A 24,268-nucleotide genomic window follows, 5' to 3' on the forward strand; every position below is an offset into this window, starting at 1 on the left:
ACACGGTCGAGGTCGGCGGACAGCTCGCCGTCATCGGTTCCGAAGCTCCCGCTCAGCAGTCCGCTCCGGCCCAGCAGTCTGCTCCCGCCGAGCCGGCACCGGCCGTCGAGCCGACCACCGCGCCGTCGGAGGAGGCCGCTCCGGCTCCGTCCGAGCCTGCGCAGCCCGCTTCCTCGGGTGGCAGCGGCGACGGCACCCCCGTCACCATGCCGGCACTGGGCGAGTCGGTCACCGAAGGCACCGTCACCCGCTGGCTCAAGGCCGTCGGCGACGAGGTCGCCGTCGACGAGCCGCTCCTCGAGGTCTCCACCGACAAGGTCGACACCGAGATCCCCTCTCCCGTCGCCGGCATCCTCACCGAGATCACCGCGCAGGAGGACGACACGGTCGAGGTCGGCGGACAGCTCGCCGTCATCGGTTCCGAAGCTCCCGCTCAGCAGTCCGCTCCGGCCCAGCAGTCCGCTCCCGCCGAGGAGAAGCCTGCGCCGAAGCAGGAGGCCCCGAAGCAGGAAGCTCCGAAGCCCGCCGCCCAGCAGCAGGCGCCGAAGGTCGAGCAGGCCACCCCGGCACCCGCGCCGAAGCCCGTCGGTACCGCGGCTTCGACTCCGAAACCCGCGCCGCAGGAGGAGTCCACCCCGAGCGGTGCGACGCCGTACGTCACCCCGCTGGTCCGCAAGCTCGCGTCGCAGCACGGTGTGGACCTGTCCGCGGTGAAGGGCACCGGTGTGGGCGGCCGCATCCGCAAGCAGGACGTCCTCGCCGCCGCCGAGGGTGGCACGGCCGCCGGCGCCGAGCAGAAGACCGCTGCTCCCGCCGGTCCGGCTCCGGGTGTCCGTCCCGAGCTCGCCAAGCTGCGCGGCACGACCCAGAAGGTCAACCGCATCCGCCAGATCACGGCGAAGAAGACCCTCGAGTCGCTGCAGACCTCCGCGCAGCTCACCCAGACCTTCGAGGTCGACGTCACCAAGATCGCTCAGCTGCGCGCACAGGCGAAGAAGACGTTCTCCGAGCGCGAGGGCGTCAACCTCACCTTCCTGCCGTTCTTCGCGAAGGCCGTCGTCGAGGCGCTGCGGGCGCACCCGAACATCAACGCCTCCTTCGACGACAGCAAGAAGGAGATCACCTACCACGCGGCCGAGCACCTCGGTATCGCCGTGGACACCGAGCAGGGCCTGCTCTCCCCGGTGATCCACAACGCCGGCGACCTGTCGCTGGCCGAGCTCGCCCGCGCGATCGCCGACATCGCCGAGCGTGCCCGCAAGGGTGGTCTCAAGCCCGACGAGCTGGCCGGTGGCACCTTCACCATCACCAACATCGGTAGCCAGGGCGCGTTGTTCGACACCCCGATCCTCGTGCCGCCGCAGGCCGCGATGCTCGGTACCGGCGCGATCGTCAAGCGTCCCGTCGTGGTGAACGACGAGACCGGCAACGAGTCGATCGGTGTGCGGTCCATGTGCTACCTGCCGCTCACCTACGATCACCGCCTGATCGACGGTGCCGACGCAGGTCGCTTCCTCAAGACGATCAAGCATCGTCTCGAGGAGGGCGCCTTCGAGTCCGAACTGGGACTGTAGGTCCGGGATCCGGACCACGATCCGGACGACATCCGCGGGGGCATCACCGACCGGGTGGTGCCCCCGCGGCGTCCCCGCACCGCGGGTGCTCACGCCGTACCGCGCGGCGTAGAGTTCAGGAACATGAGCGATCCCTCGTCTTCCGCCCGCTCCGACTCGGCTCCCGTCGCTGTCGCGCGGCTCGGAACCATCGGCTATCTCGAGGCCTGGGAGAAGCAGCGCGAACTCGCGAACGAGCGCGCCGACGGCATCGGCGCCGACACCCTGCTGCTGCTCGAACACCCACCCGTCTACACCGCCGGGCGCCGGACCGAGGACGGCGACCGGCCCACCGACGGCACCCCCGTCATCGACGTCGACCGCGGCGGCAAGATCACCTGGCACGGTCCGGGCCAGCTCGTCGGCTATCCCATCGTCAAGCTCGCCGAACCCGTCGACGTGGTCGGTTACGTGCGCCGCATCGAGCAGGGCCTGATCCGTGTGTGCACCGACATGGGCCTGACGTGCGGCCGTGTGGACGGACGGTCCGGCGTGTGGCTTCCCGCCGAACTGCGCGACGGGCACTGGCTCCCCGAACGCAAGATCGCCGCGATCGGCATCCGGGTGCAACGCGGGGTCGCGATGCACGGGTTCTCACTCAACTGCAACTCGACTCTCGACGCGTTCGACTCGATCGTCCCGTGCGGTATCCGCGACGCCGGGGTCGCGTCGCTCACCGGCGAACTCGGCCGGGAGGTCACCGTCGACGAGGTGATCCCCGCCGTCACCGAAGCCGTCATCGCAGCGCTCGACGGCCGAATCCCCGTGACCGACTGCGACATCGACCGGGTCACCTTCGAGCAGGCCGTCGGTGCGTCCGGAATTCCCACCACCACCCCGGAATTCACGACGCGCCGGTTCTGAGGGCGGTCGCACCCGCCGGATCCGGGCAGGACCGGCGGCGTACGATCGAGGACGTGACTGTGGCCCCAGAAGGACGCAAGCTGCTGCGGATCGAGACCCGAAACGCACAGACGCCGATCGAACGCAAACCCAACTGGATCAAGACCCGGGCGAAGATGGGCCCGGAGTACACCGACCTCAAAGGCCTGGTGCGCCGCGAAGGTCTGCACACCGTGTGCGAGGAAGCCGGTTGCCCCAACATCTACGAGTGCTGGGAAGACCGCGAGGCGACCTTCCTCATCGGTGGCGAGCAGTGCACCCGGCGCTGCGACTTCTGCCAGATCGACACCGGCAAGCCGGCCGCGCTCGACCGCGACGAGCCGCGCCGTGTCGCCGAGTCGGTCCGGTCCATGGGTCTGCGTTACTCCACGATCACCGGCGTCGCCCGCGACGATCTGCCCGACGGCGGTGCGTGGCTCTACGCCGAGACGGTGAAGCAGATCCACGCGCTCAATCCGGGCACCGGCGTCGAGAACCTGATCCCCGACTTCAACGGCAAGCCCGACCTGCTGCGAGAGGTCTTCGAGTCGCGTCCCGAGGTGCTCGCGCACAACGTCGAGACCGTGCCGCGGATTTTCAAGCGCATCCGTCCGGCCTTCCGCTACGAGCGGTCGCTCGACGTGATCCGGCAGGCCCGCGACTTCGGTCTGGTCACCAAGTCCAACCTCATCCTCGGCATGGGCGAGACCCCCGAGGAGGTCACCGAAGCGCTGCACGACCTGCACGACGCCGGCTGCGACATCATCACGATCACCCAGTACCTGCGGCCCTCCCCGCTGCACCATCCGGTCGAGCGCTGGGTCAAGCCGCAGGAGTTCGTCGACCACTCCGAGACCGCCCGCGAGATCGGGTTCGCCGGTGTGATGGCCGGACCGCTGGTGCGTTCGTCGTACCGCGCAGGTCGCCTGTACGCGCAGGCGATGGCCCATCACGGACGCGAACTCCCCGCCGACCAGGCGCATCTCGCCGAAGAGGGCACAGCGTCCCAGGAAGCCGGCGCGGTTCTCGCGCGCTTCGGCAACTGACGTCGCGCAGGTTCGTAACGGCCCCGGTGGTGGTAAAGGTGCCACCACCGGGGCCGTATCCTTGAATACATGGCGAAGGGCAGCAAGACCGACAAGGAAGCGAAGGCCGCGGCGAAGGCCGCACGCAAGCAGGCGTCGAAGGAGCGTCGAACCCAGCTGTGGCAGGCGTTCCAGATCCAGCGCAAGGAGGACAAGGCACTCCTGCCGTGGATGATCGGTGCCCTCGTCGGTTCGATCGTGGTGTTCTTCGTCGTCGGTCTGCTCTTCGGCATCCAGTGGTTCCTGCTGCCGGTCGGCATCCTCGTCGGCGTCCTGTCGGCCTTCATCATCTTCGGGCGCCGCGTGCAGAAGAGCGTGTACTCGAAAGCCGACGGTCAGGCCGGTGCGGCCGCGTGGGCGCTCGACAACCTGCAGGGCGCGTGGCGCGTGACCCAGGCGGTCGCGGGCACCACCCAGCTCGACGCCGTGCACCGCGTGATCGGACGCCCGGGAGTGATCCTCGTCGGTGAGGGCAACCCCGGTCGCGTGAAGGGTCTGCTGGCCCAGGAGAAGAAGCGGGTCGCCCGACTGGTGGGCGACACCCCGATCTACGAGTTCGTCGTCGGCAACGACGAGGGCCAGGTCCCGCTCTCCCAGTTGCAGAAGCGTCTGAACAAGCTGCCCCGCAACATCGACACCAAGCGGATGGACACCATCGAAGGTCGCCTGTCGGCGCTGAGCTCGAAGAAGTCCGGTCCGGCCATGCCCAAGGGCCCGCTTCCCGCCGGCGCGAAGATGCGCAGCGTGCAGCGCACCATGCGTCGCCGCTGACCTTCCGTATACACCGAAGGCCGCCTCTCGTCCCGGGACGAAAGGCGGCCTTCGGTGTATACGGAGAAGGGGCGGCGGGCCAGCGCGAACGAACGACCGCGCGGTCAGCGCGAACGAACGACCGCGGTGCCGGTGGCGCGGTCCTGGAGGCCGCGACCGTCGACGTCCGTGACGAGCGCCGGAGCGATGAACACCAGCAGGACCTGGCGTGCGAGCGCTCGCACGATGCCCACTCGCACGGGAGCGTCCACCCGCGCCACCTGGAGGCCGGCGACGAACTGCCCCGGCGTGAACGAGAACAGGCTCACGCACCCCACGCCCACCACGAACCAGATGATCAGGGTGTACGACGACAGCAGCGGACTCTCGAGGGGGTTGCCCCCGACCAGACCGGCGGCGATCGCCATGGCCATGAACCAGTCGATCACGAGGGCAAGCACCCTGCGGCTCGTGGGCACCATGGAACCGGGGCCGTGCTCGGGGAGGCCGAGCAGCTGCCCGGGATAGTCCTGCTCCTGCCGGAGACCTTGGGGAAGCGCCGCAGCAGGCCCGGAAAGCCAACTGCCCGTCATGCGTGCCATGACACCAGGATAAGCTCTCCTGGGCGGACCAGCGTCGACCCGTGTTGGCAGTGGTGACTTATACCACCTTTTCGACCTCACTGCAGGACGAAGACATGTGTAACACCCACGAAACATAGGCTTGATGGACGGGCAACACCAGATCCATAACGTCTGATCCGACGCAGGCGCCCAGCACCCATGGCGCGCACCGACTGAAGGAGCACAAGCGTGGCGTTCACCACGGCCGAAGAGGTATTCAAGTTCATCGCGGAAGAGAACGTCGAATACGTCGACGTCCGCTTCACCGACCTGCCCGGCATCGAGCAGCACTTCTCCATCCCGGCCAAGGCCTTCAACGAGGACGTGCTCGAGGACGGTCTGGCATTCGACGGTTCCTCGGTCCGTGGGTTCCAGTCGATCCATGAGTCCGACATGCTGCTGCTCCCCGATGTGACGACCGCGCGTCTGGATCCCTTCCGCGCAGCCAAGACGCTCAACATCAGCTTCTTCGTCCACGACCCCTTCACCCGCGAGTCCTACAGCCGCGACCCCCGCAACGTCGCGCGCAAGGCCGAGGAATACCTGATCAGCACCGGCATCGCCGATACTGCTTTCTTCGGCGCCGAGGCCGAGTTCTACATCTTCGACTCGATCGCCTACGACTCGAAGATCAACGGCGCCTTCTACGAGATCGACGCGGTCTCCGGTTCCTGGAACACCGGCGTCGAGTACAACGCCGACGGCACCCCCAACCGCGGCTACAAGGTTCGGGCGAAGGGCGGCTACTTCCCCGTCGCCCCGTACGACCACTACGTCGACCTGCGTGATCAGATCGCCACCAACCTCGCCGATGCCGGCTTCGAACTCGAGCGCGGCCATCACGAGGTGGGCACCGGCGGCCAGGCCGAGATCAACTACAAGTTCAACACCCTGCTCGCCGCGGCCGACGACCTGCAGCTGTTCAAGTACATCGTCAAGAACACCGCGTGGCAGGCCGGCAAGACCGTCACCTTCATGCCGAAGCCGCTGTTCGGCGACAACGGTTCGGGCATGCACGTGCACCAGTCGCTGTGGAAGGACGGCAAGCCGCTGTTCCACGACGAAGCCGGCTACGCAGGCCTGTCCGATGTGGCCCGCTGGTACATCGGTGGCATCCTGCACCACGCGCCGTCGCTGCTCGCCTTCACGAACCCGACGATCAACTCGTACCACCGTCTGGTGCCGGGCTACGAGGCTCCGATCAACCTCGTGTACAGCCAGCGCAACCGTTCGGCTGCCGTGCGTATCCCGATCACGGGCAACAACCCGAAGGCCAAGCGCCTCGAGTTCCGCGCTCCCGACTCCTCGGGTAACCCCTACCTGAACTTCGCGGCGCAGATGATGGCCGGTCTCGACGGCATCAAGAACAAGATCGAGCCGCTCGCCCCGGTCGACAAGGACCTCTACGAGCTCCCGCCGGAGGAGGCCAAGAACATCCCGCAGGCTCCCACCAGCCTGTCGGCCGTCATCGACAACCTCGAGCGCGACCACGAGTACCTCACCGAGGGCGGCGTCTTCACCACCGACCTCATCGAGACCTGGATCTCGCTCAAGCGCGAGCAGGAGATCGCTCCGGTCAACCTGCGTCCGCACCCCTACGAGTTCCAGCTGTACTTCGACTGCTGAGTCGAATCCGGTAGGCACTCTTCGAGAGGCCGCTCGTCCCCTGTTCGGGACGGGCGGCCTCTCGTCTTTTCCGCACCGGCATCCTCGCGCGCCGAACCGGGGCTCGCCCCGGCTTCAGCGGTAGCGAACCCCGGTTCGGCGCGCGAGATGCGTTCGTTCGTCATCGGATCCGACCGAATCGCGACCGATTCCAGAAAAGTGGTCCATAGTGGGCACGTGCCCTCGACGCAGGATTTCTCCGAGCGGTTACGTGCAGCGGGTCTTCGCGTGACCCGGCAGCGTCTGGCGGTGCTCGATGCGGCGCACGAGCACCCGCACGCCGATGCCGATCGCATCTTCGATGCGGTCGGCGCCGTCGTTCCCGGCATCGGCCGGCACACCGTGTACGACATCCTCCACGCGCTCTCGGCACGTGGACTGCTCCGGCGAATCCGGCCCGCAGGCTTTCACGCGCGGTACGAAGTGCGTGTCGGCGACCGCCATCACCACCTCGTCTGCCGGTCCTGCGCCGCGATCTCGGATGTCGGCCACACCCTCGGCGACTCGCGTTGCCTGACGCCGGTGGACGACGCAGGTTTCGACGTCGACGAGGCGGACGTCGTCTTCTGGGGCCTGTGCCGCGACTGTTCGACAGACGACCTACGACCACAGCCCGAAATCGGTCCGATCCACTGATCCGGAAGGAAACCGCAGTGTCCGAAAGCGAAAACCCGGCAGTCCCCGCCCCCGAGCCGTCACCGCACCGGCCGAGGACCAACCAGGACTGGTGGCCGGAACAACTGGATCTGACGGTGCTGCACCAGCATTCACCGTTGTCCAATCCGATGGAACCCGACTTCGACTATTCGAAGGAGGTCGAGACACTCGACGTCGAAGCGCTCCGTCAGGATCTCTTCGACCTCATGACGAACTCGCAGGACTGGTGGCCGGCCGACTTCGGTCACTACGGCGGTCTGCTCATCCGGACGGGCTGGCATTCGGCCGGCACCTACCGCATCGCCGACGGCCGGGGCGGCGGCGGCAAGGGTGCGCAGCGGTTCGCCCCACTCAACAGCTGGCCCGACAACGTCAGCACCGACAAGGCGCGTCGTCTGCTGTGGCCGATCAAGCAGAAGTACGGCCGCAAACTCTCGTGGGCCGACCTCATCATCTTCGCCGGCAACTGTGCCTACGAGTCGATGGGTTTCACGACCATGGGCTTCGCGTTCGGCCGCGAGGACATCTGGGAGCCCGACGAGGTCTTCTGGGGCCCAGAGGACACCTGGCTCGGCGACGAGCGATATGCGGGCGAGCGCGAGCTCCAGGGTCCGCTCGGCGCGGTGCAGATGGGTCTGATCTACGTCAACCCCGAAGGACCCAACGGTAATCCGGAGATCCTCGCATCCGGACGCGACATCCGCGAGACGTTCGCCCGGATGGCGATGAACGACGTCGAGACGGCGGCGCTGATCGTCGGCGGCCACACCGTCGGTAAGACCCACGGTGCGGCACCGGCCGACAATCTCGGTCCCGAACCCGAAGCCGCGCCGCTCGAACAGCAGGGACTCGGCTGGAAGAACTCGTTCGGCACCGGCGTAGGCGGCGACACGATCACCAGTGGCCTCGAGGTCACGTGGACGCCGACTCCGACGAAGTGGGACAACACCTTCCTCGAGACCCTCTACGCCTTCGAGTGGGAGAAGACCAAGAGCCCCGCCGGGGCGTGGCAGTGGACGCCGAAGGACGGCGGCGGCGCCGGTACGGTGCCCGACGCGCACGACCCGTCGAAGAAGCACGCACCCGCGATGCTCACGAGCGACCTCGCTCTTCGTTACGACCCGATCTACGGCGAGATCACCCGCCGCTGGCTCGATCACCCCGAGGAACTCGAGCGCGAATTCGCCAAGGCGTGGTTCAAGCTCCTGCACCGCGACATGGGTCCGATCTCGCGGTACCGCGGCCCGTGGATCCCGGAACCCCAGATCTGGCAGGACCCGGTACCGGAGGTCGACCACGAGCTGATCGACGAGAGCGACATCGCGTCGCTCAAGAGCACGGTCCTCGAGTCGGGAGCAACCGTCCCGCAGCTCGTCGCGGCCGCGTGGGCGTCGGCTGCGAGCTTCCGCGGAACCGACAAGCGCGGTGGGGCGAACGGCGCGCGGGTGCGGCTCGAGCCGCAGAAGAACTGGGAGGCCAACGAACCCGAGCAACTCGCACAGGTTCTGCAGATCCTCGAAGGCATCCAGGAGCAGTTCAACAGCTCGGGCGGGAACAAGAAGATCTCGCTGGCGGACCTGATCGTCCTCGCCGGGAGCGCCGCGGTGGAGAAGGCCGCCAAGGATGCCGGGCACGAGATCACGGTGCCGTTCACACCCGGCCGCACGGATGCCACGCAGGAGTGGACGGACGTCGAATCGTTCGCGGTGCTCGAACCGAAGCACGACGGCTTCCGCAACTACCTGCGCGGCGGCGAGAAGCTCCCACCCGAGAAACTGTTCCTCGAACGGGCGAACCTGCTGACGTTGACGGCTCCCGAGATGACGGTGCTCGTCGGCGGTATGCGTGTTCTCGGCGCGAACCACGGGGGCAGCACGCACGGGGTCTTCACCGACCGTCCGCAGACCCTGACGAACGATTTCTTCGTCAATCTGCTCGACATGGGAACCGAGTGGAAGGTCTCCCAGAACAGTGAGGGCGTCTACGAAGGTCGCGCTCGGGGATCGGACGAGGTCGAGTACACCGCGACCGCCGTCGACCTCGTCTTCGGGGCCAACTCGCAGTTGCGGGCGCTGGCCGAGGTCTACGCAGCCGACGATGCAGGCCCGAAGTTCGCGCGTGACTTCGTCGCGGCCTGGACGAAGGTGATGGACCTGGATCGCTTCGACCTGAAGAAGTGAGGGCCTCGGCGGTCCACGACCGCGCCTGATGCACCACTCCGGAGCCACCCGCCGTCCTCGGCGGGTGGCTCCGCCGCGTGCGGCGAATGGGTACCGAGAAAACGGACTGGACAGACTTACTACACACAGGTGTACCGTAGGAGTGCGATTTTGGTGATATGTGTCACATTCCGCTCTCGGGGGGAGCAGATGCGACGAGGTCCGTACTCGAACGACTCGTCTCCCCGGGAGGCCCCACCATGCGTAGATCTCTCATCTCGGCGGCCTGTGCCGCCGCACTCCTGTCCCCTGTCCCCCTGTCCGTCGCACTCGCCGGCACCGCAGCGGCACAGACCGACGTCTCCGTCGTCGGGATGTCACAGGAACAGGCCCGGACAGTGCTCTCCGACGCCGGAGTCCCCTACATCATCCTCAACCGTTCCGGCAGCACCATGCAGAACTGCCGGGTGACCGAGCAACGCGACCGCGGCTACGACGTCGAGGTCGAATACGACTGGAATCACGAAGACGGGACATGGGACAAGACCGAGGTCGAGGTCTGGCGAGGACTCGCACTCGTCATCGTCTGCGATTGACGGCCGACTAATCCCAGAAGACCCGCTCGACGACCGCCCGCGCACGCCGCGTCACGCGCAGGTAGTAGTCGAGGAACTCCGACGCGTCCTCGCCACGCCAACCCGTCACGCGGGCAACCGCTTCCAGCAACCGTCCGGGACCGGGGAGTTGGTCGGTCGGTTTACCGCGCACGAGCACGAGGCAGTTGCGCGCATCCGTCGCGGTGATCCACGCCGTCCGGAGAAGTTCGACGTCGGTGGCGCTGAGCAGTTCGGCGGCTCCGATGGCGTCGAGCGCGTCGAGCGTCGAGGTCGTGTGCAATGCCGGGATGCCGTATGCGTGCTGGAGCTGCAGCAACTGCACGGTCCACTCGATGTCGGCGAGCCCACCCCTGCCGAGTTTGGTGTGGGTCGCCGGATCGGCGCCGCGCGGCAGCCGCTCGGAGTCGACGCGGGCCTTGATCCGCCGGATCTCGCGGACGGCCTCGTGGGAGACCCCGCCCTCGGGATACCGCACGTCGTCGATCATGTGCAGGAAGCGTGTGCCGAGTTCGCGATCCCCTGCGACGGCATGCGCGCGCAGCAGAGCCTGGACCTCCCACACCTCGGCCCACTGCGTGTAGTACGCGCGGTAGGACGCGAACGTCCTCACGATCGGACCACTGCGACCTTCCGGACGCAGATCCAGATCCACCTCGAGAGGCGGATCGGTGCTCGGCGCACCCAGCAGTCGCCGCACCTGCTCGGCGATGCTCGTGGCCCACTTGACCGCATCGGTCTCGTCGGCGTCCGGCAGCGGATCACACACGAACAACACGTCCGCATCGGATCCGTAGCCGAGTTCGCCGCCACCGAGCCGTCCCATCCCGATCACGGCGATGCGGGCCAGGGCCGGTCCGCGAGACTGTTCCGAGGCACGGATCACCGCATCGAGCGCGGCTTCGAGCACGCCCGCCCATACCGCGGACAACGCCTTGCACACCTGCGGCACGTCGAGCATCCCGAGGATGTCGGCGCTCGCGACCCGCGCGAGTTCGGCACGGCGGAGTGAGCGCGCGGCGGCGATCGCGCGTGCGGGATCGGAGTAGCGCGACGACGAGGCGACGAGGGCGCGCGCCACCTCGGGCGGGTTCGCCTCGAGCAGCCGCGGCCCGGTCGAGGCGTCGGCGTACAGGCGGATGACGTCGGGAGATTTCACCAGCAGGTCGGCGACATAGGCCGACGAGCCGAGAACCGTCATGAGGCGTTCGGCCACCGCCGGTTCGTCGCGCAGCACCCGCAGGAACCAGACGGTGTCGTAGAGCGCATCGGACAGCCGTCGATAGGCGAGCAGGCCGGCATCGGGATCGGTTGTCTCCCCGAGATATTCGAGTAGTTGCGGGAGCAGCAGCGCCTGGATTCGCGCCTTGCGTGAGGCCCCGCCGGACAGCGCAGCCAGGTGTTCCATCGCGTGCTGCGGGGCGTTGTAGCCGAGCGCCGCGAGCTGACGGACCGCCGCGTCGGGCGACAGGCGCAGGGCTTCCTTGTCGAGCTTGCTCACCGAGTCGAGCAGCGGCCGGTAGAACAGGCGCGCGTGCAGTTTGCGGATCCGCGACGAGTTGCGCTTGATCTCCGATTCGAGAACGCCGAGCGCGTCCTTGCGTCCGTCCGGTCGCATGTGGGCGGCACGGGCGAGCCAGCGCAGCGCCTCGCGGTCCTCCGGGGGAGGCAGGGTATGGGTCCGCTTGAGCCTCTGCAACTGCAACCGGTGTTCGAGCAGGCGGAGGAATTCGTAGGACGCCCGCATGTTCGCCGCATCGTCGCGGCCCACATAGCCGCCGTCGGCGAGCGCGCACAGCGCTTCGACGGTGTTGGGGACGCGGAGCGACTCGTCGACGCGGCCGTGCACGAGTTGCAGCAACTGCACGGCGAATTCGACGTCGCGGAGGCTGCCGCGTCCGAGCTTGAGTTCGCGCTCGCGTAGTTCGGGCGGGACCATCTCCTCGACCCGGCGCCGCATCGCCTGCACATCGGGGACGAAGTCCTCGCGTTCGGAGGCGGTCCACACCATCGGGCTCATGGCGTCGATGTACCGGCGGCCGAGGTCGAGATCCCCGGTCATCGGTCGCGCCTTGAGCAGCGCCTGGAACTCCCAGGTCTTGGCCCACCGGTTGTAGTACGCGACATGGGATTCGAGAGTGCGGACGAGTTCGCCGCGCTTGCCCTCCGGGCGCAGCGCGGCATCGACCTCGAAGAACGCCGACGTGCCGATGCGCATCATCTCGCCGGCGATCCGGCTCGCCCGGGCATCGGCGGGTTCGGCGACGAACACGACGTCGACGTCGCTGACGTAGTTCAGTTCGCGCGCACCGCACTTGCCCATCGCGATGACGGCGAGGTCGATCGGGCACGGGCCGTCCGGGATCACCGTGGACACGGCCACCGCGAGCGCCGCGGTCAGCGCCGCATCGGCGAGGTCGGCGAGCAGCGCACCGACCTCGAGATAGGGCACCACCGGTTCGTTCTCGACCACCGCGGCGAGATCGGCGGCGGCGATCAGCATGAGCTGGTCGCGGTAGGTGGTCCGCAGCGCCGCGACCGCGTGTGGGCCGACGAGTCCGGCCCGGTGGATCAACCGGCCGGGCCGCCCGTCGGGCTCGGGCTCGGCGTCGACGCTGTCGAGCATCCGCGCCGTGAAGGTGTGCTTGTCGGGCAGCGCCGCGCTGCCCGCGAGCATCGTCCAGCGATCCGGATTGGCGACGACGTGGTCGCCGAGCGCCGACGACGCACCGAACAGCCCGAACAGCCGGCCGCGCAGGCCTGTGTCCGAGCGGAGCGCCGAGTCGAGGTCCGTCCAGTCGTCACCGAGCGCGTCGGCCAGTCGCACGAGAGTGCGCAACGCCAGATCCGCGTTCGGGGCACGGGACAGCGACCACAGCAGTTCGACGCTGTCGGCGTCGTTCCATCCGAGTCGAGCGAGTTCGGCAGGGGCGGTCGGCTCGACGAGGCCGAGCCGACCGGGGCCGGGAACTACCGAACGCGCGCTGGGCGGTCTCACCACTTTTCCATCGTCGCTTACAACCCCAGGTACTGCTCGAGTTCGAACGGGGTGACCTGGCTGCGGTAGTTCTCCCACTCCCGCCACTTGTTGCGCAGGAAGTAGTCGAAGACGTGCTCACCGAGGGTCTCGGCGACGAGTTCGGACTTCTCCATCTCGCGCAGCGCGATGTCGAGATCGGTGGGCAGTTCGCGGTAGCCCATGGCGCGACGCTCGGCGGAGGTCAGCGACCACACGTCGTCCTCGGCCTCGGGTGCGAGCTCGTAACCCTTCTCGATGCCGCGCAGACCGGCCGCGAGCAACACCGCGAAGGTGAGGTAGGGATTGCACGCCGAGTCGGGGGTGCGGATCTCGACGCGCCGCGACGACGCCTTGTTCGGGGTGTACATCGGGACACGCACGAGCGCGGAGCGGTTGGACGGACCCCAGCAGGCGGCCGTCGGTGCCTCTCCCCCGTGCACGAGACGCTTGTACGAGTTGACCCACTGGTTGGTGACGGCGCTGATCTCGTTGGAGTGTTCGAGGATGCCGGCGATGAACGCCTTGCCGGTCGCCGAGAGCTGCAGCGGGTCGTCCGGGTCGTGGAAGGCGTTGGTCTCACCTTCGAACAGCGACATGTGGGTGTGCATCGCCGAACCGGCGTGGTCGCGGAAGGGCTTGGGCATGAAGGTGGCCCGCACGCCCTCCTGCATCGCGATCTCCTTGACCACGTAGCGGAAGGTCATGACGTTGTCGGCCATGGACAGCGCATCGGCGTAGCGCAGGTCGATCTCCTGCTGGCCCGGTGCGGTTTCGTGGTGGCTGAACTCCACCGAGATACCCATGGATTCGAGCGCGTCGATGGCGTGACGCCGGAAGTGCGGGGCGGAACGGTGCACCGACTGGTCGAAGTAGCCGCCGATGTCGGCCGGCACGGGTGCACTGCCCTCGGGGCCGTCCTCGACGAGGAAGAACTCGATCTCGGGGTGCACGTAGCAGCTGAACCCGAGATCGGAAGCCTTGTTGAGCTGACGCCTCAGCACGTGGCGGGGATCGGCCCAGCTCGGGGTGCCGCCGGGCATGGTGATGTCGCAGAACATCCGGGCCGAGTACTGGTGTCCCCGGTCGTCGCTCCAGGGCAGCACCTGGAAGGTGGTGGCGTCGGGACGCGCAACCATGTCGGCTTCGGAGATGCGGGAGAAGCCCTCGACGGCCGAGCCGTCGAAGCCGATGCCCTCCTCGAAGGCCCCTTCGAGTTCGGCAGGCGCGATCGCCACCGACTTGAGAGTGCCGACGACGTCGGTGAACCACAGACGCACGAACCGAATGTCGCGCTCTTCGAGGGTGCGGAGCACGAACTCCTTCTGGCGATCCATACCCGCGAGACTAGGCACAATCCGTTAATTCCGTGTTACATCGGCAGACGCATCCGGATGGCGTGTCGCTCACACGCCCCTCCGGTCAACAGCGAGGATCCCGCGCGGGCACCTCGAGATCCACCAGATAGCTGGTCACAGCGGTGTCCACGCACTCGTTGCCGTCCAGGGCGACGGTGTGCTGCGTTCCCTCGAAGGTCACCAGGACACCACCGAGCCGGGCGGCGAGTTCGACCCCCGCGTCGTAGGGGGTCGCGGGATCCCCGGTCGTCGAGACCACGAGCACGGGCGGCAGATCGCGAACGTCGGGAGTGTGCGGTTCCCCGGTGGCCGGCACCGGCCAGAAGGCACAGACGTCGAGGGCCGCCGATCCGGTGCCGCGGCCGTCGTCGAGGAAGGGTGCGGCCGCGCGGAACCGCGTGTCGAGTTCGCCCGCGAGCGCCCGGTCGGTCACCGGTGGGTCGTCCACGCACCGGATCGCGTTGAAAGCGTCGGTGATGTTGCTGTAGGTGCCGTCCTCGCCGCGCCCTTCGTAGAGATCGGCGAGCCGCAACAGGGTGTCGCCGGTGCCGGTGCTCGCGAGCGACTCCAGCCCGCCGCGCAACGACCCCCACAGCGTCGGCGAGTACAACCCCTGCTGCACGCCGGTGATCGCGTCGCGGTGACTCAGTCCGCGCGGGTCGGTCGTGGGTGCGGGAGCGTCGAGCAGCGGGTCGACGAGCGCCCGGAACCGCTCGGCGGCCCGGCCGGGATCGGCCCCGAGGGGGCATCCGGCGTACTGCGCGCAGTACGTCGCGAATTCGTCGAAGGCTTTCCGGAAGCCGTCGGCCTGCAGAACGATCTCCTCGACCGGGTCCTGCTCGGGGTCGATCGCACCGTCGAGCACCATGGCCCGCACCCGACCGGGGAAGGCCTCGGCGTAGAGGGTGCCGAGCCGGGTTCCGTACGAGTAGCCGAGATAGGTCAGCGCGTCGTCGCCCAGAACGCCGCGAAGCACGTCCATGTCCTGCACGACCTCACGAGTGCCGACGTGGGCGAGCAGGTCCGTACCGTTGCGTTCGGCGCACAACTGCGCGTACTCGCGATTGCGCTTCTCCGCCTCGGCGATGCCCTCGGGGCTCGTGTCCCCGTCGTCGAGGGCGCGGTCGGCGTCGAACTCGGCGTCGGTGAGGCAGCGGACCGCCGGTTCGGACGACCCGACACCGCGAGGGTCGAAGCCGATCACGTCGAAACGGTCGGCAAGGACGGTGCTGTCGGCGGCGAGCGCCGTCGACAGCCCCGAGGCGCCCGGTCCGCCGGGATTGACCAGCAGGGAACCGATCCGGTCGCCCGTGGCGGCCAGGCGCGACACCGCGAGGGTGATCACCTCACCGCTCGGATTCGCGTAGTCGAGCGGAACCTCGAGCCGCGCGCATTCCACGCCCTGCCGCTCCAGCATCGGCCCCTCGGCGCCGTACGGCCCGCACGACCCCCACTCCGGGTCCTGTTGGTAGAACCGTTCGAGTCCGGGAACCACTCCGACCGCCGAGGGCTGCCGTGCCTCCTCGACGGCGTCACCGCACGCGGTCGCCGCCGCAGCGGCCACGAGCGCCAGGACGGACAGACGACGGATACGCGCACGAACAGGGTGGGGCACGATCCGATCGTGCCACGGACAGAGCTGCGCACTGCCCTCGCCACCGGCGCTGTTCACCACCGGCGGCGCAGTGGTGTGACGAATCGCACCGCCCCGGGATCTTCGCGGGTTCCGGCCCGAGTGGCAGACTGAGACGGTCATCACCCGACCCGGGGACCCCGAGGGCCTCGAGGAAGAAAGGGACAGTGATGTCCGACAACGTGACGTCCGTATACGGTGGCGCGGCTTCCGCTGCAGCCTCTGCCGACACCCCCAAGCGCAAGACACGAGTCCATCACCTGCAGGCGATGAAGGCCGAAGGCCGCCGCTGGGCAGAGTTGACGGCCTACGACTACTCCTCCGCCCGCATCTTCGAGGAGGCGGGCATCCCCGTCCTGCTCGTGGGCGATTCGGCAGCCAACGTCGTGTACGGCTACGACACCACGGTGCCCGTGACCGTCGACGAGCTCCTCCCTCTCGTCCGCGGCGTCGTGCGCGGTGCTCCGCACGCGCTCGTCGTCGCCGACCTGCCGTTCGGTTCCTACGAGTCCTCGCCCGAACAGGCCCTTGCGACGGCCGTGCGGTTCATGAAGGAGGGCGGCGCCCACGCGGTGAAGCTCGAGGGCGGCGAGCGGATGGCTCCGCAGATCGCCGCGATCACCGCCGCCGGCATCCCCGTGCAGGCACATATCGGCTTCACCCCGCAGTCCGTGAACACGCTCGGCGGGTTCCGGGTGCAGGGACGCGGCGACGGCGCCGAGCAGCTCGTCGCCGATGCGATCGCCGTCCAGGAGGCGGGCGCCTTCTCCGTCGTGATGGAGATGGTGCCGGCCGATCTGGCCGGGCAGGTCACCCGCAAGCTGAGCATCCCGACCGTCGGCATCGGCGCCGGCAACGAGTGCGACGCCCAGGTCCTCGTCTGGCAGGACATGGCCGGCTACACGAGCGGGAAGACCGCGAAGTTCGTCAAGAAGTTCGGGCAGGTGGGCGACGAACTGCGCCACGCCGCAACGCAGTACGCAGCAGAAGTGGCGCAGGGCACCTTCCCGGGGCCCGAGCACTCGTTCTGAGGATCTGCGACGACGGGCACCATCGACGAGTTCGGTGGTGCCCGTCGCATTTTTCGGGCACCTTCCGGATCGGTGGCAGACTCGACGACGACCCGACCGTACGAAACCACGAGGTGTCCATGCAGCTCCGCTTCAGTCTCGTCCCCGCCGTCACCGCCGCACTGGCCGGTGTTCTCGTCGGCTGCGCACCGGCTCAGGATCCGGCACCCAGCGGAACGTCGACCGACGCCACGGTCGAGACGTCGCGGTCGACGGAGCCCACGCGTTCGCCGTCCGCGGCAGGCTCACCCTCGGAAGCCGGAGCCGGGGGCTTCACCGAAGCGCAGACCGCCGACCTGTGTGCTCGTCTCGAAGGCCAGTTGTCGAACTGGCGCACCTACACCCCGTCGGTGGGTCGCGGCGGCCTCAACATCCTCGTCGGTGAATGGGGTGCGGCGAACGGTGTCGATCTCGTCGTGCTCGCGGGCGACCGGGGCCGCATCGACGCGGCGACCTCCGCGCAGTGCCCGCAGGTGCGCGAGGAGGCCCTGCGCGGCCTCGACATTCCCGATCTCGCGTCGGGTCTCGTCGGGTTCTGACCCGTGGAGCGACGCGAACTGTATCCGCCGATCGAGCCGCACGCGACGGGCATGTTCGACGCCGGCGACGGCCAGCAGCTGTATTGGGAGGTCAGCGGTAACCCGCAGGGCAAGCCCGTGGTCTTCCTCCACGGCGGTCCCGGTGGCGGCACCGCACCCCTGCACCGCCGCTTCTTCGACCCGGCCGCCTACAGGATCGTGTTGTTCGACCAGCGCGGCTGCGGCCGGTCGCGGCCCCACGTTGCCGATGGTGCGGATCTGTCGGTCAACACCACCGACCACCTCGCCGCCGACATCGAACGCCTGCGTGCCTTCCTCGAGGTGGACAGGTGGATGGTGTTCGGCGGGTCGTGGGGATCGACTCTCGCCCTCGCGTACGCCCAGCGGTACCCCGAGCGTGTCACCGAACTCGTCCTTCGTGGGATCTTCCTGCTGCGCCGCAGCGAGATCGACTGGTACTACAACGGCGGCGCCGGCCGGTTGTTCCCCGAGGCATGGGAGGGCTTCTGCGCCCCGCTCGCCGGGGCCGGGGCGGGCGAGCATCCCGTGGACGTCTACCACCGTCTGCTGCACTCGACCGATCCGGACGTCGCCCTGAACGCGGCCATCGCGTGGTCCACCTGGGAGGGCGCCACGAGCTCGCTGTTGCCGAACCCGGACCGGGTCGCGGAAACCGCCGAACCCCGGTTCGCGTTGGCCTTCGCCCGCATCGAGAACCACTACTTCCACCACCGCGGCTTCTTCGACGAGGGGGCGCTCCTGCGCGACGCGCACCTGCTGCGCGACATCCCGGGTGTGATCGTGCAGGGCCGCTACGACGTGGTGTGCCCGGCGCGCAGTGCCCACGACCTGCACGAGGCGTGGCCGTCCTCCCGGCTGCACCTCGTCGACGATGCGGGACACGCGGCGACCGAACCGGGGATCGTCCACCGGCTCGTCGAGGCCACCGACTCCTTCCGCTGACAGCGGATCAGGCGGGCAACCGCCCGAAGCCGATCACGGCGTCGTCACCGGCCGGGTCGAGTTCGTGGACGCGGATCCGGCCCATCTCGTTGCCGCCGACGGTGATCGCCGAATCACCGTCGACGGCGACGACGATGTTCGTGTGCTCGCGCTGGCCGACGCCGATCCTGTTGTGGTACAGCACCACGTCGCCGACCTCCGGCCGGTAACCCGTTCCTGCCGGTTCGTAGCGGCCCGTCTGCTCGTAGTACTCCTGGAGTGTGTACACGCCCGGGATCCGCCAATGACCCGAGTGCGGATTGGACAGCGGCACACCGGCTTCCCGCATGATCCAGCTGACGAAGTCGGCGCACCACGCTTCGCGGACGCCCTCCGAGTAGAACGTGCCGGGCGGTTGCGCCTCGTGCTGTTCCTCGAGCAGTTCGACGATCCGCACCTGCGCCGGCGACAACGCCGACGTGTCGATCTCGGGGAACGACGCACTGTCCCAGGGGAACAGCCGGTTCGGCAGGATCCACCACACGAGCACCGCGAGCGCCGCGCACAACGCGACCGCGACGGCGAGGACGGCAGCGACCGGACGTCGCCGCCGCGTGGTCTCACCGGTCATGGTCGAAGCGGATCTTGCGGGCCTGCGGGTCGGCGAGGGTGAGCCGCACCCGCACGGTGCTGCCCTCCTCGGGTGCCCCGCCGCACGGGCCGATGACGGTCTCGGAGGCGACGAACACCTCGGCGTCATGCCGGTCGGTGGCTTCCTTCAGCACCGTCGCCTCGAAGGTCTCCCCCACTCGCGGCGCGAGCACGACGGTCTCGGCCAGGTCGATACACGCCCGGTTCACCTTGCCGGCGAGCGAATCGGTCGACGACATGATCTTCGGCATCGCGGACAGTTCGGCGCGCACCGCCTCCGGGACGGGCAGGCCCGACGACACCGCGAGGCACACCTCGGTGGCGTATCGGTCGGACAACCGGCGCAACGGCGCGGTGACATGCGCGTAGGGCGCGCCGATCGCTCCGTGCAGGATCGTCTCGGGCAGTTCACCGTCGAAGGCGGCGTAGGACGCCCCGCGCAGTAGCGTCGGCGCTTCGCTCATCAACACGAGCGTGCGCGGATCTTGGGTGTCGAGTCCGGCGAGGAAGGACCCGACTCCCATCTCCGGCGGCCACGGCACGTCCAACGACCGAGCGGTGCGACGCAGCCCGTCGACCGCCGCGGGATCGGCGGCGGGAAGGGTGCGCAGCAGACCGACCCCGGCGTCGATCATCATCTGCGCGGCGCACATTCCGGTGAGCAGCGAGATCTCGGAGTTCCACTCGTCGGCCTCGGTCCGCGGTTCGATCTGCAGCCTCCAGCCGTCGCCGTGCGGCACGACGTCCTGCGTGGGCAGGCGCAGTTCGATCGCTCCGCGCGCGAGCGCCGCGGCCGCGCGCAACCGGCCGAAGTCGGGCAACGCCTCGACGGACGGATGCAACCTGTCCGCGTCGGCGTCGCGCTGTACTCCGGCGTAGTCCATGCGCGCGACCGACCGGACGAGCGCGCGCCGCACGCTCACCGCGACGGGCTCCCCGCCGTGGTCGGTCTCGATCCGCCACAGCGCCGCGGGGCGGACGACGTCCGGCAGCAGGCTCGCCGTGCCCTCGGACACTTCGCGTGGATGCAGCGGAACCGAGCCGTCGGGCAGGTAGAAGGTCTGCCCGCGACGATGTGTCTCGGCGTCGAGAGCGCCGCCCGGTTCGACGAGTGCGTACACGTCGGCGATCGCGTAGTGCAGCACGAAACCGTCGTCGGTGCGTTCGAGGTGCAGCGCCTGATCGAGATCCATCGATCCGGGTGGGTCGACGGTCACGAGCGGCAGGTCGGTGCGGTCCTCGCGGACGTCCGCGTAGCGGTCGGCCGCCTGCCGTGCCTCGTCGAGGGCATCCGACGGGAAGCCGTCGACGAGGTCGAATTCGGCGCGCACGTCGGCGAAGTCGATCGCCGGCGCGACGACGATGGGAGTGGTCACCACGATGCTCGGGAACTCCTGCGGTTCCGGGTGCTCGTCGTCGAACTCAACCGTTCTTCCAGTCGTCGTCGGCGGCGTCGGCCGCCTTGTTCCGCTCTGCCGCGATCTCCAGCGCCCGCTGAGCGGTCTCCCGATCCGGGTAGGGCCCCATGCGGTTGAGGGCGTGCGGATCCTTGCCCTGGGAGACCTTCCCCGTACGCACGTCGTAGTACCAGCCGTCGTCGCTCATGGTCTCAGTGTGCCCGAACGACGTCCTCGTGTACGGGCAACCCGTCGGCGGGCGTGGCGCGGTACTGTCGGGCCGCACACATGTGCTCGATGTCCGAACGCGCATGTGCTCGATGTCCGAACGAAGGAGCACGCCATGTCCTACATCCTCTACGACGCGTTGCTGCCCTGGCTGGGTCCGGATGCGGCCTCGTACTGGGCGCACCTGCTGGTCATCGATCCGATCTGATCCGACCGGTGGCTACGCGGGGGGATCGGGAGACGCCGGGCGAACGAGCCGGCCTGTAAGCCGGATCCTGTCCCCCGCCGAAACGGGGTGGCGACCATCCATCTGGGCACACCGTCGCCGGGTACCTCGAGCGGTTCACCCGCAGGCTCGGGCGAGCAGCCCTCGAACACCTGCGCAGTCGCACCGCACGCGATGCGACCTTCAACCTTGCTCCGGGCGGGGTTTACCTAGCCGCCCCGGTCACCCGGGGCGCTGGTGCGCTCTTACCGCACCCTTTCACCCTTACCTGCCGTACGGCAGGCGGTTTGCTTTCTGTGGCACTGTCCCGCGAGTCACCTCGGGTTGCCGTTAGCAACCGCCCTGCTCTGTGGAGTCCGGACTTTCCTCGATTCGGGGCCTGGCACCGTCCGGTGCCGGTTCCCCGCGCCGCGGCCGCCCGGCCGACTCGTTCGCTCGAACAGACTATCCCGCAGTGTGTCGGCGCCGCCAACTACGGTGCCCGTATGACGCGACTCGTGGCTCTGCTGCGCGGAATCAACGTCGGCGGCATCCGGATCCGGATGGCCGATCTGAAGGAGGTCTTCGACGCTCTCGGCTTCGAGAACGTCCGCACCGTGCTCGCCTCCGGCAACGTGCTCTTCGACGCCGACGACGACCCTGCCACCGCGAAGGCCGGGATCGAGGCCGCGCTGACCGCGCGGTTCGGTTACGAGGCCTACACGTTCGTCCTCGAGCAGTCGTTTCTCACGCGGGTCGTCGAGGCCTATCCTTTCGACGCCACCCGTACGGACCGGCATTCGTACGTGGTGTTCGTGTCCGATCCCGCAGTGCTCGAAGAGTTCGCCGCCCGGTCGGGCGATCTCGATCCGAAGGTGGAGTGCATCGAGCAGGGCGAGGCCGTCCTCTACTGGCAGGTGGAGAAGGGTTCGACGCTCGACAGTGCCGTGGGGAAGCAGTCGGGTGCGGCGCGGTACAAGGCGACGACGACCGTCCGGAACCTCAACACGCTGCGGCGGCTGATCTGACGGGGCAGGTCGCCGGCCCACCGGACGACCCCCGGATGCGCACACGCCCTGACATCCCACCGGAGAGAATTTCCCGGCGACCGTGTAACGCATGCTGTCGGCCGACAGATAAACCGAACGAGTGGCCGCGCAGACAACCCCCCGACATGTCTGCGCGGCCACTTTCGGTTTCGCGACCGCTCCCGGTTCAGAGGTGCGAGGTGTCGTTCACGAGCCGCACCGACGAACCGCCGTCCGGATAGAACTCGGCGATGCTGAGCGATGCGAGATCCAGATGCAGGCGGTACAGCAGCGACGGGCCCGAGTCGAGCGCCATCTGCAGGACCGTCTTGATGGGCGTGACATGGGAGACGACCAGCACGGTCGAGCCGGCGTAGTCGGTGAGCAGGTCGTCGCGCACGGAGGCGATCCGCTCGGCCACCTCGTCGAAACTCTCGCCGTTCGGGGGCCGCACGGAGGTGTCGCCGAGCCACCGCCGATGCAGTTCGGGATCGCGACGCGCGGCCTCGCCGAAGGTGAGACCTTCCCAGTCGCCGAAATCCGTCTCGATGAGCCCGTCGTGCACCGTCACCGGCAGGTCGAGAGCGTCGGCGGCCGCGGCGGCCGTCTCCCGCGCCCGCCCCAGCGGCGACGACAGGACGGCGGTGATGCCCCCACGGGCACCGAGGCGCCGGGCCGCGGCGACCGCCTGGTCGCGACCGAGTTCGGTCAGCGCAGGGTTGCCGCGTCCCGAATAGCGCCGCTCGACCGACAGCGTGGTCTGCCCGTGGCGCAGCAACAACAGCCGGGTCGGCGAGCCGATCGCACCGGTCCAGCCGGGTGAGGCCGGAACAGCCGGATCGGGCACGGGCACGACCGGCGGGGTCGTGACGTTCTCGGTCGTCGCCGACGGCGGCAGCGGCCGCGCCACGGTGTCGGATGCGACATCCATCAGTGCTTCCGCGGCCACGTCCATCGCGGCATTGGCCAACCGGTCGGCGTACGCGTTCTCCGCGCGCGGGATCCACGTGAAGTCGACGCTGCGGAACCGACCTGCCAGCTCGCGCGCCTGCGCGGCCAACGGGATCATGTCGGGATGCTTGACCTGCCACCGCCCGCTCATCTGCTCGACGACGAGCTTCGAATCCATGCGGACCTGCACCTCGTCGGCGCCGAGTTCGGCGGCGGCGGTGAGACCGGCGATCAGACCCTTGTACTCGGCGACGTTGTTGGTCGCGCGCCCGATGCTCGCCTGCCGTTCGGCGAGGACTGTCCGATGGTCGGCATCGAAGACGACGGCACCGTAGCCGGCCGGTCCGGGATTCCCGCGCGAACCACCGTCCGCTTCGACGACGACCGTCGTCACAGGCCGGATTCCTTGGTGCGGACCATGATCGCGTCGCACTCCGGGCACCGGACCAGCAGATCCGCGGGTGCGGCCGCGATCCGGGCGATCTCACCGCGGTCGATCTCGAGGCGGCACGCGCCGCAACGGCGGCCCTGCAACAGCGCGGCGCCGATACCGGACTTCTCACGCTGCTTCTCGTAGACCGTCACCAATTCCGCCGGGAACACCGCGAGCAGCGCCTCACGATCACTGCGGCACCGCTGCTCGGCCACCTCGATGTCGGCGATGGCCTCGTCGCGGGCCCGGACGGCGTCGCCGAGCCGGTCGTCGACCTGCGACACCTGCGCACCGGCATGGTCGTGGTCGGCCTTCGACGCCTCCCGCCGCTCCATCACGTCGAGCAGGTCGTCCTCGAGTGCCGCCTGGCGACGTTCGAGGCTGGTGAGTTCGTGCTGCAGTTCGGTGAGCTGCTTCGATCCCACCGATCCGCCCTCGAGCAGCGACCGGTCGCGGTCGGCACGCAGACGTACGGCCTCGATCTCACCCTCGAGCTTCCGGATGTCCCGGTCGAGGTCGTCGAGGATGATCTCGACGGCCACCGCGGCATCCTTGCGCGCGTTGCGCTCGGTCTGCAGGCGATCCACCTCCTGCTGTTCGGGCAATGTCCGACGGCGATGCGCGAGGCGGTTCAGTTCTGCGTCCACGGCGGCGAGGGACAGCAGCTTGGCCTGCACGGTGGGTTCGACGTTCACTCGGGTGGTTCCTGCTTTCGGTGGTGTGTCGGCGGGCCGGGAGTCGGCTGCCACGCGGGACGTGTCGTAGCTGA

The 24,268-nt window shown here is 68.6% G+C and carries 21 protein-coding genes and 1 other RNA gene; 12 read left to right on the top strand and 10 right to left on the bottom strand.

The window, feature by feature from the left end:
• From sucB to EQ874_RS06060, 4 genes are all read left to right on the top strand, one after another.
• A partial coding sequence (sucB, locus tag EQ874_RS06045) for a 2-oxoglutarate dehydrogenase, E2 component, dihydrolipoamide succinyltransferase (RefSeq protein ID WP_129976243.1) occupies positions 1–1,574 on the top strand: 1,574 nt, incomplete at its 5' end.
• A 123-nt stretch (positions 1,575–1,697) separates the two neighbouring features.
• Entirely contained in the window at positions 1,698–2,477 is a 780-nt protein-coding gene (gene lipB, locus EQ874_RS06050) for a lipoyl(octanoyl) transferase LipB (protein ID WP_064064142.1), read from the top strand.
• A 53-nt stretch (positions 2,478–2,530) separates the two neighbouring features.
• Positions 2,531–3,541, top strand: a complete 1,011-nt coding sequence (gene lipA, locus EQ874_RS06055; RefSeq protein WP_026003343.1) for a lipoyl synthase — start codon at positions 2,531–2,533, stop codon at positions 3,539–3,541.
• Between the two features lie 69 nt (positions 3,542–3,610).
• Positions 3,611–4,351, top strand: coding sequence for a DUF4191 domain-containing protein (locus tag EQ874_RS06060; RefSeq protein WP_064064141.1), 741 nt, complete (start codon positions 3,611–3,613; stop codon positions 4,349–4,351).
• A gap of 104 nt (positions 4,352–4,455) precedes the next feature.
• Here the strand turns inward: EQ874_RS06060 and EQ874_RS06065 are convergent, their stop codons facing one another.
• Complete coding sequence (locus EQ874_RS06065) at positions 4,456–4,932, bottom strand: RDD family protein (RefSeq protein ID WP_064064140.1); 477 nt, start codon at positions 4,930–4,932, stop codon at positions 4,456–4,458.
• Between the two features lie 210 nt (positions 4,933–5,142).
• On the opposite strand from EQ874_RS06065, the gene glnA (EQ874_RS06070) reads away from it, so the two are divergent.
• From glnA (EQ874_RS06070) to EQ874_RS06085, 4 genes are all read left to right on the top strand, one after another.
• Positions 5,143–6,579, top strand: a complete 1,437-nt coding sequence (gene glnA, locus EQ874_RS06070) for a type I glutamate--ammonia ligase (protein ID WP_064064139.1) — start codon at positions 5,143–5,145, stop codon at positions 6,577–6,579.
• A gap of 216 nt (positions 6,580–6,795) precedes the next feature.
• Complete coding sequence (locus EQ874_RS06075) at positions 6,796–7,254, top strand: Fur family transcriptional regulator (RefSeq protein ID WP_172506052.1); 459 nt, start codon at positions 6,796–6,798, stop codon at positions 7,252–7,254.
• 17 nt (positions 7,255–7,271) lie between these two features.
• Entirely contained in the window at positions 7,272–9,455 is a 2,184-nt protein-coding gene (gene katG / locus EQ874_RS06080) for a catalase/peroxidase HPI (RefSeq protein ID WP_129976245.1), read from the top strand.
• A gap of 239 nt (positions 9,456–9,694) precedes the next feature.
• Entirely contained in the window at positions 9,695–10,030 is a 336-nt protein-coding gene (locus EQ874_RS06085) for a hypothetical protein (RefSeq protein WP_064064138.1), read from the top strand.
• A 7-nt stretch (positions 10,031–10,037) separates the two neighbouring features.
• Here EQ874_RS06085 and EQ874_RS06090 read toward each other — a convergent pair whose 3' ends face one another.
• The 3 genes from EQ874_RS06090 to EQ874_RS06100 form a co-directional block, all read right to left on the bottom strand.
• Complete coding sequence (locus EQ874_RS06090; RefSeq protein WP_129976247.1) at positions 10,038–13,049, bottom strand: bifunctional [glutamine synthetase] adenylyltransferase/[glutamine synthetase]-adenylyl-L-tyrosine phosphorylase; 3,012 nt, start codon at positions 13,047–13,049, stop codon at positions 10,038–10,040.
• Positions 13,050–13,063: 14 nt separating this feature from the next.
• A complete protein-coding gene (glnA, locus tag EQ874_RS06095) occupies positions 13,064–14,401 on the bottom strand; it encodes a type I glutamate--ammonia ligase (RefSeq protein ID WP_006554416.1) in 1,338 nt (445 codons plus the stop codon).
• An 85-nt stretch (positions 14,402–14,486) separates the two neighbouring features.
• A complete protein-coding gene (locus EQ874_RS06100) occupies positions 14,487–16,037 on the bottom strand; it encodes an alpha/beta hydrolase (protein ID WP_207213501.1) in 1,551 nt (516 codons plus the stop codon).
• 188 nt (positions 16,038–16,225) lie between these two features.
• Between EQ874_RS06100 and panB the strand changes: the two genes are divergently transcribed.
• From panB to pip, 3 genes are all read left to right on the top strand, one after another.
• Positions 16,226–17,086 (top strand): 3-methyl-2-oxobutanoate hydroxymethyltransferase, encoded by an 861-nt coding sequence (gene panB / locus EQ874_RS06105; RefSeq protein ID WP_064064135.1) that lies wholly within the window; start codon positions 16,226–16,228, stop codon positions 17,084–17,086.
• A gap of 119 nt (positions 17,087–17,205) precedes the next feature.
• Positions 17,206–17,664, top strand: coding sequence for a hypothetical protein (locus tag EQ874_RS06110; RefSeq protein ID WP_037222351.1), 459 nt, complete (start codon positions 17,206–17,208; stop codon positions 17,662–17,664).
• Between the two features lie 3 nt (positions 17,665–17,667).
• A complete protein-coding gene (pip, locus tag EQ874_RS06115) occupies positions 17,668–18,627 on the top strand; it encodes a prolyl aminopeptidase (RefSeq protein ID WP_129976251.1) in 960 nt (319 codons plus the stop codon).
• Between the two features lie 7 nt (positions 18,628–18,634).
• On the opposite strand, the gene EQ874_RS06120 is transcribed toward pip, so the two are convergent.
• The 4 genes from EQ874_RS06120 to rnpB form a co-directional block, all read right to left on the bottom strand.
• Complete coding sequence (locus tag EQ874_RS06120; protein WP_016932683.1) at positions 18,635–19,237, bottom strand: CHAP domain-containing protein; 603 nt, start codon at positions 19,235–19,237, stop codon at positions 18,635–18,637.
• On the bottom strand, positions 19,227–20,636 hold the full coding sequence (locus tag EQ874_RS06125; RefSeq protein ID WP_129976253.1) for an RNB domain-containing ribonuclease: 1,410 nt from the start codon (positions 20,634–20,636) through the stop codon (positions 19,227–19,229). Before EQ874_RS06125 ends, EQ874_RS06120 begins: the two co-directional genes overlap by 11 nt.
• A gap of 43 nt (positions 20,637–20,679) precedes the next feature.
• On the bottom strand, positions 20,680–20,862 hold the full coding sequence (locus tag EQ874_RS06130) for a hypothetical protein (protein ID WP_006554424.1): 183 nt from the start codon (positions 20,860–20,862) through the stop codon (positions 20,680–20,682).
• A gap of 268 nt (positions 20,863–21,130) precedes the next feature.
• An RNA gene (gene rnpB / locus EQ874_RS06135) (RNase P RNA component class A) lies at positions 21,131–21,538 on the bottom strand.
• A gap of 55 nt (positions 21,539–21,593) precedes the next feature.
• Between rnpB and EQ874_RS06140 the strand changes: the two genes are divergently transcribed.
• Positions 21,594–22,115: a DUF1697 domain-containing protein gene (locus EQ874_RS06140; RefSeq protein WP_129976255.1), complete on the top strand. Its 522-nt coding sequence runs from the start codon at positions 21,594–21,596 to the stop codon at positions 22,113–22,115.
• A 187-nt stretch (positions 22,116–22,302) separates the two neighbouring features.
• Here the strand turns inward: EQ874_RS06140 and EQ874_RS06145 are convergent, their stop codons facing one another.
• Both EQ874_RS06145 and EQ874_RS06150 read right to left on the bottom strand, forming a co-directional pair.
• Complete coding sequence (locus tag EQ874_RS06145; RefSeq protein WP_129976257.1) at positions 22,303–23,460, bottom strand: bifunctional RNase H/acid phosphatase; 1,158 nt, start codon at positions 23,458–23,460, stop codon at positions 22,303–22,305.
• A complete protein-coding gene (locus tag EQ874_RS06150) occupies positions 23,457–24,194 on the bottom strand; it encodes a C4-type zinc ribbon domain-containing protein (RefSeq protein ID WP_016933317.1) in 738 nt (245 codons plus the stop codon). The genes EQ874_RS06145 and EQ874_RS06150 overlap by 4 nt, the downstream gene beginning before the upstream one ends.
• Between the last annotated feature and the right edge of the window lie 74 nt (positions 24,195–24,268).

This window comes from Rhodococcus sp. Q1 (genome assembly GCF_004153645.1).
Taxonomy (GTDB): Bacteria; Actinomycetota; Actinomycetes; order Mycobacteriales; family Mycobacteriaceae; genus Rhodococcus; species Rhodococcus gordoniae.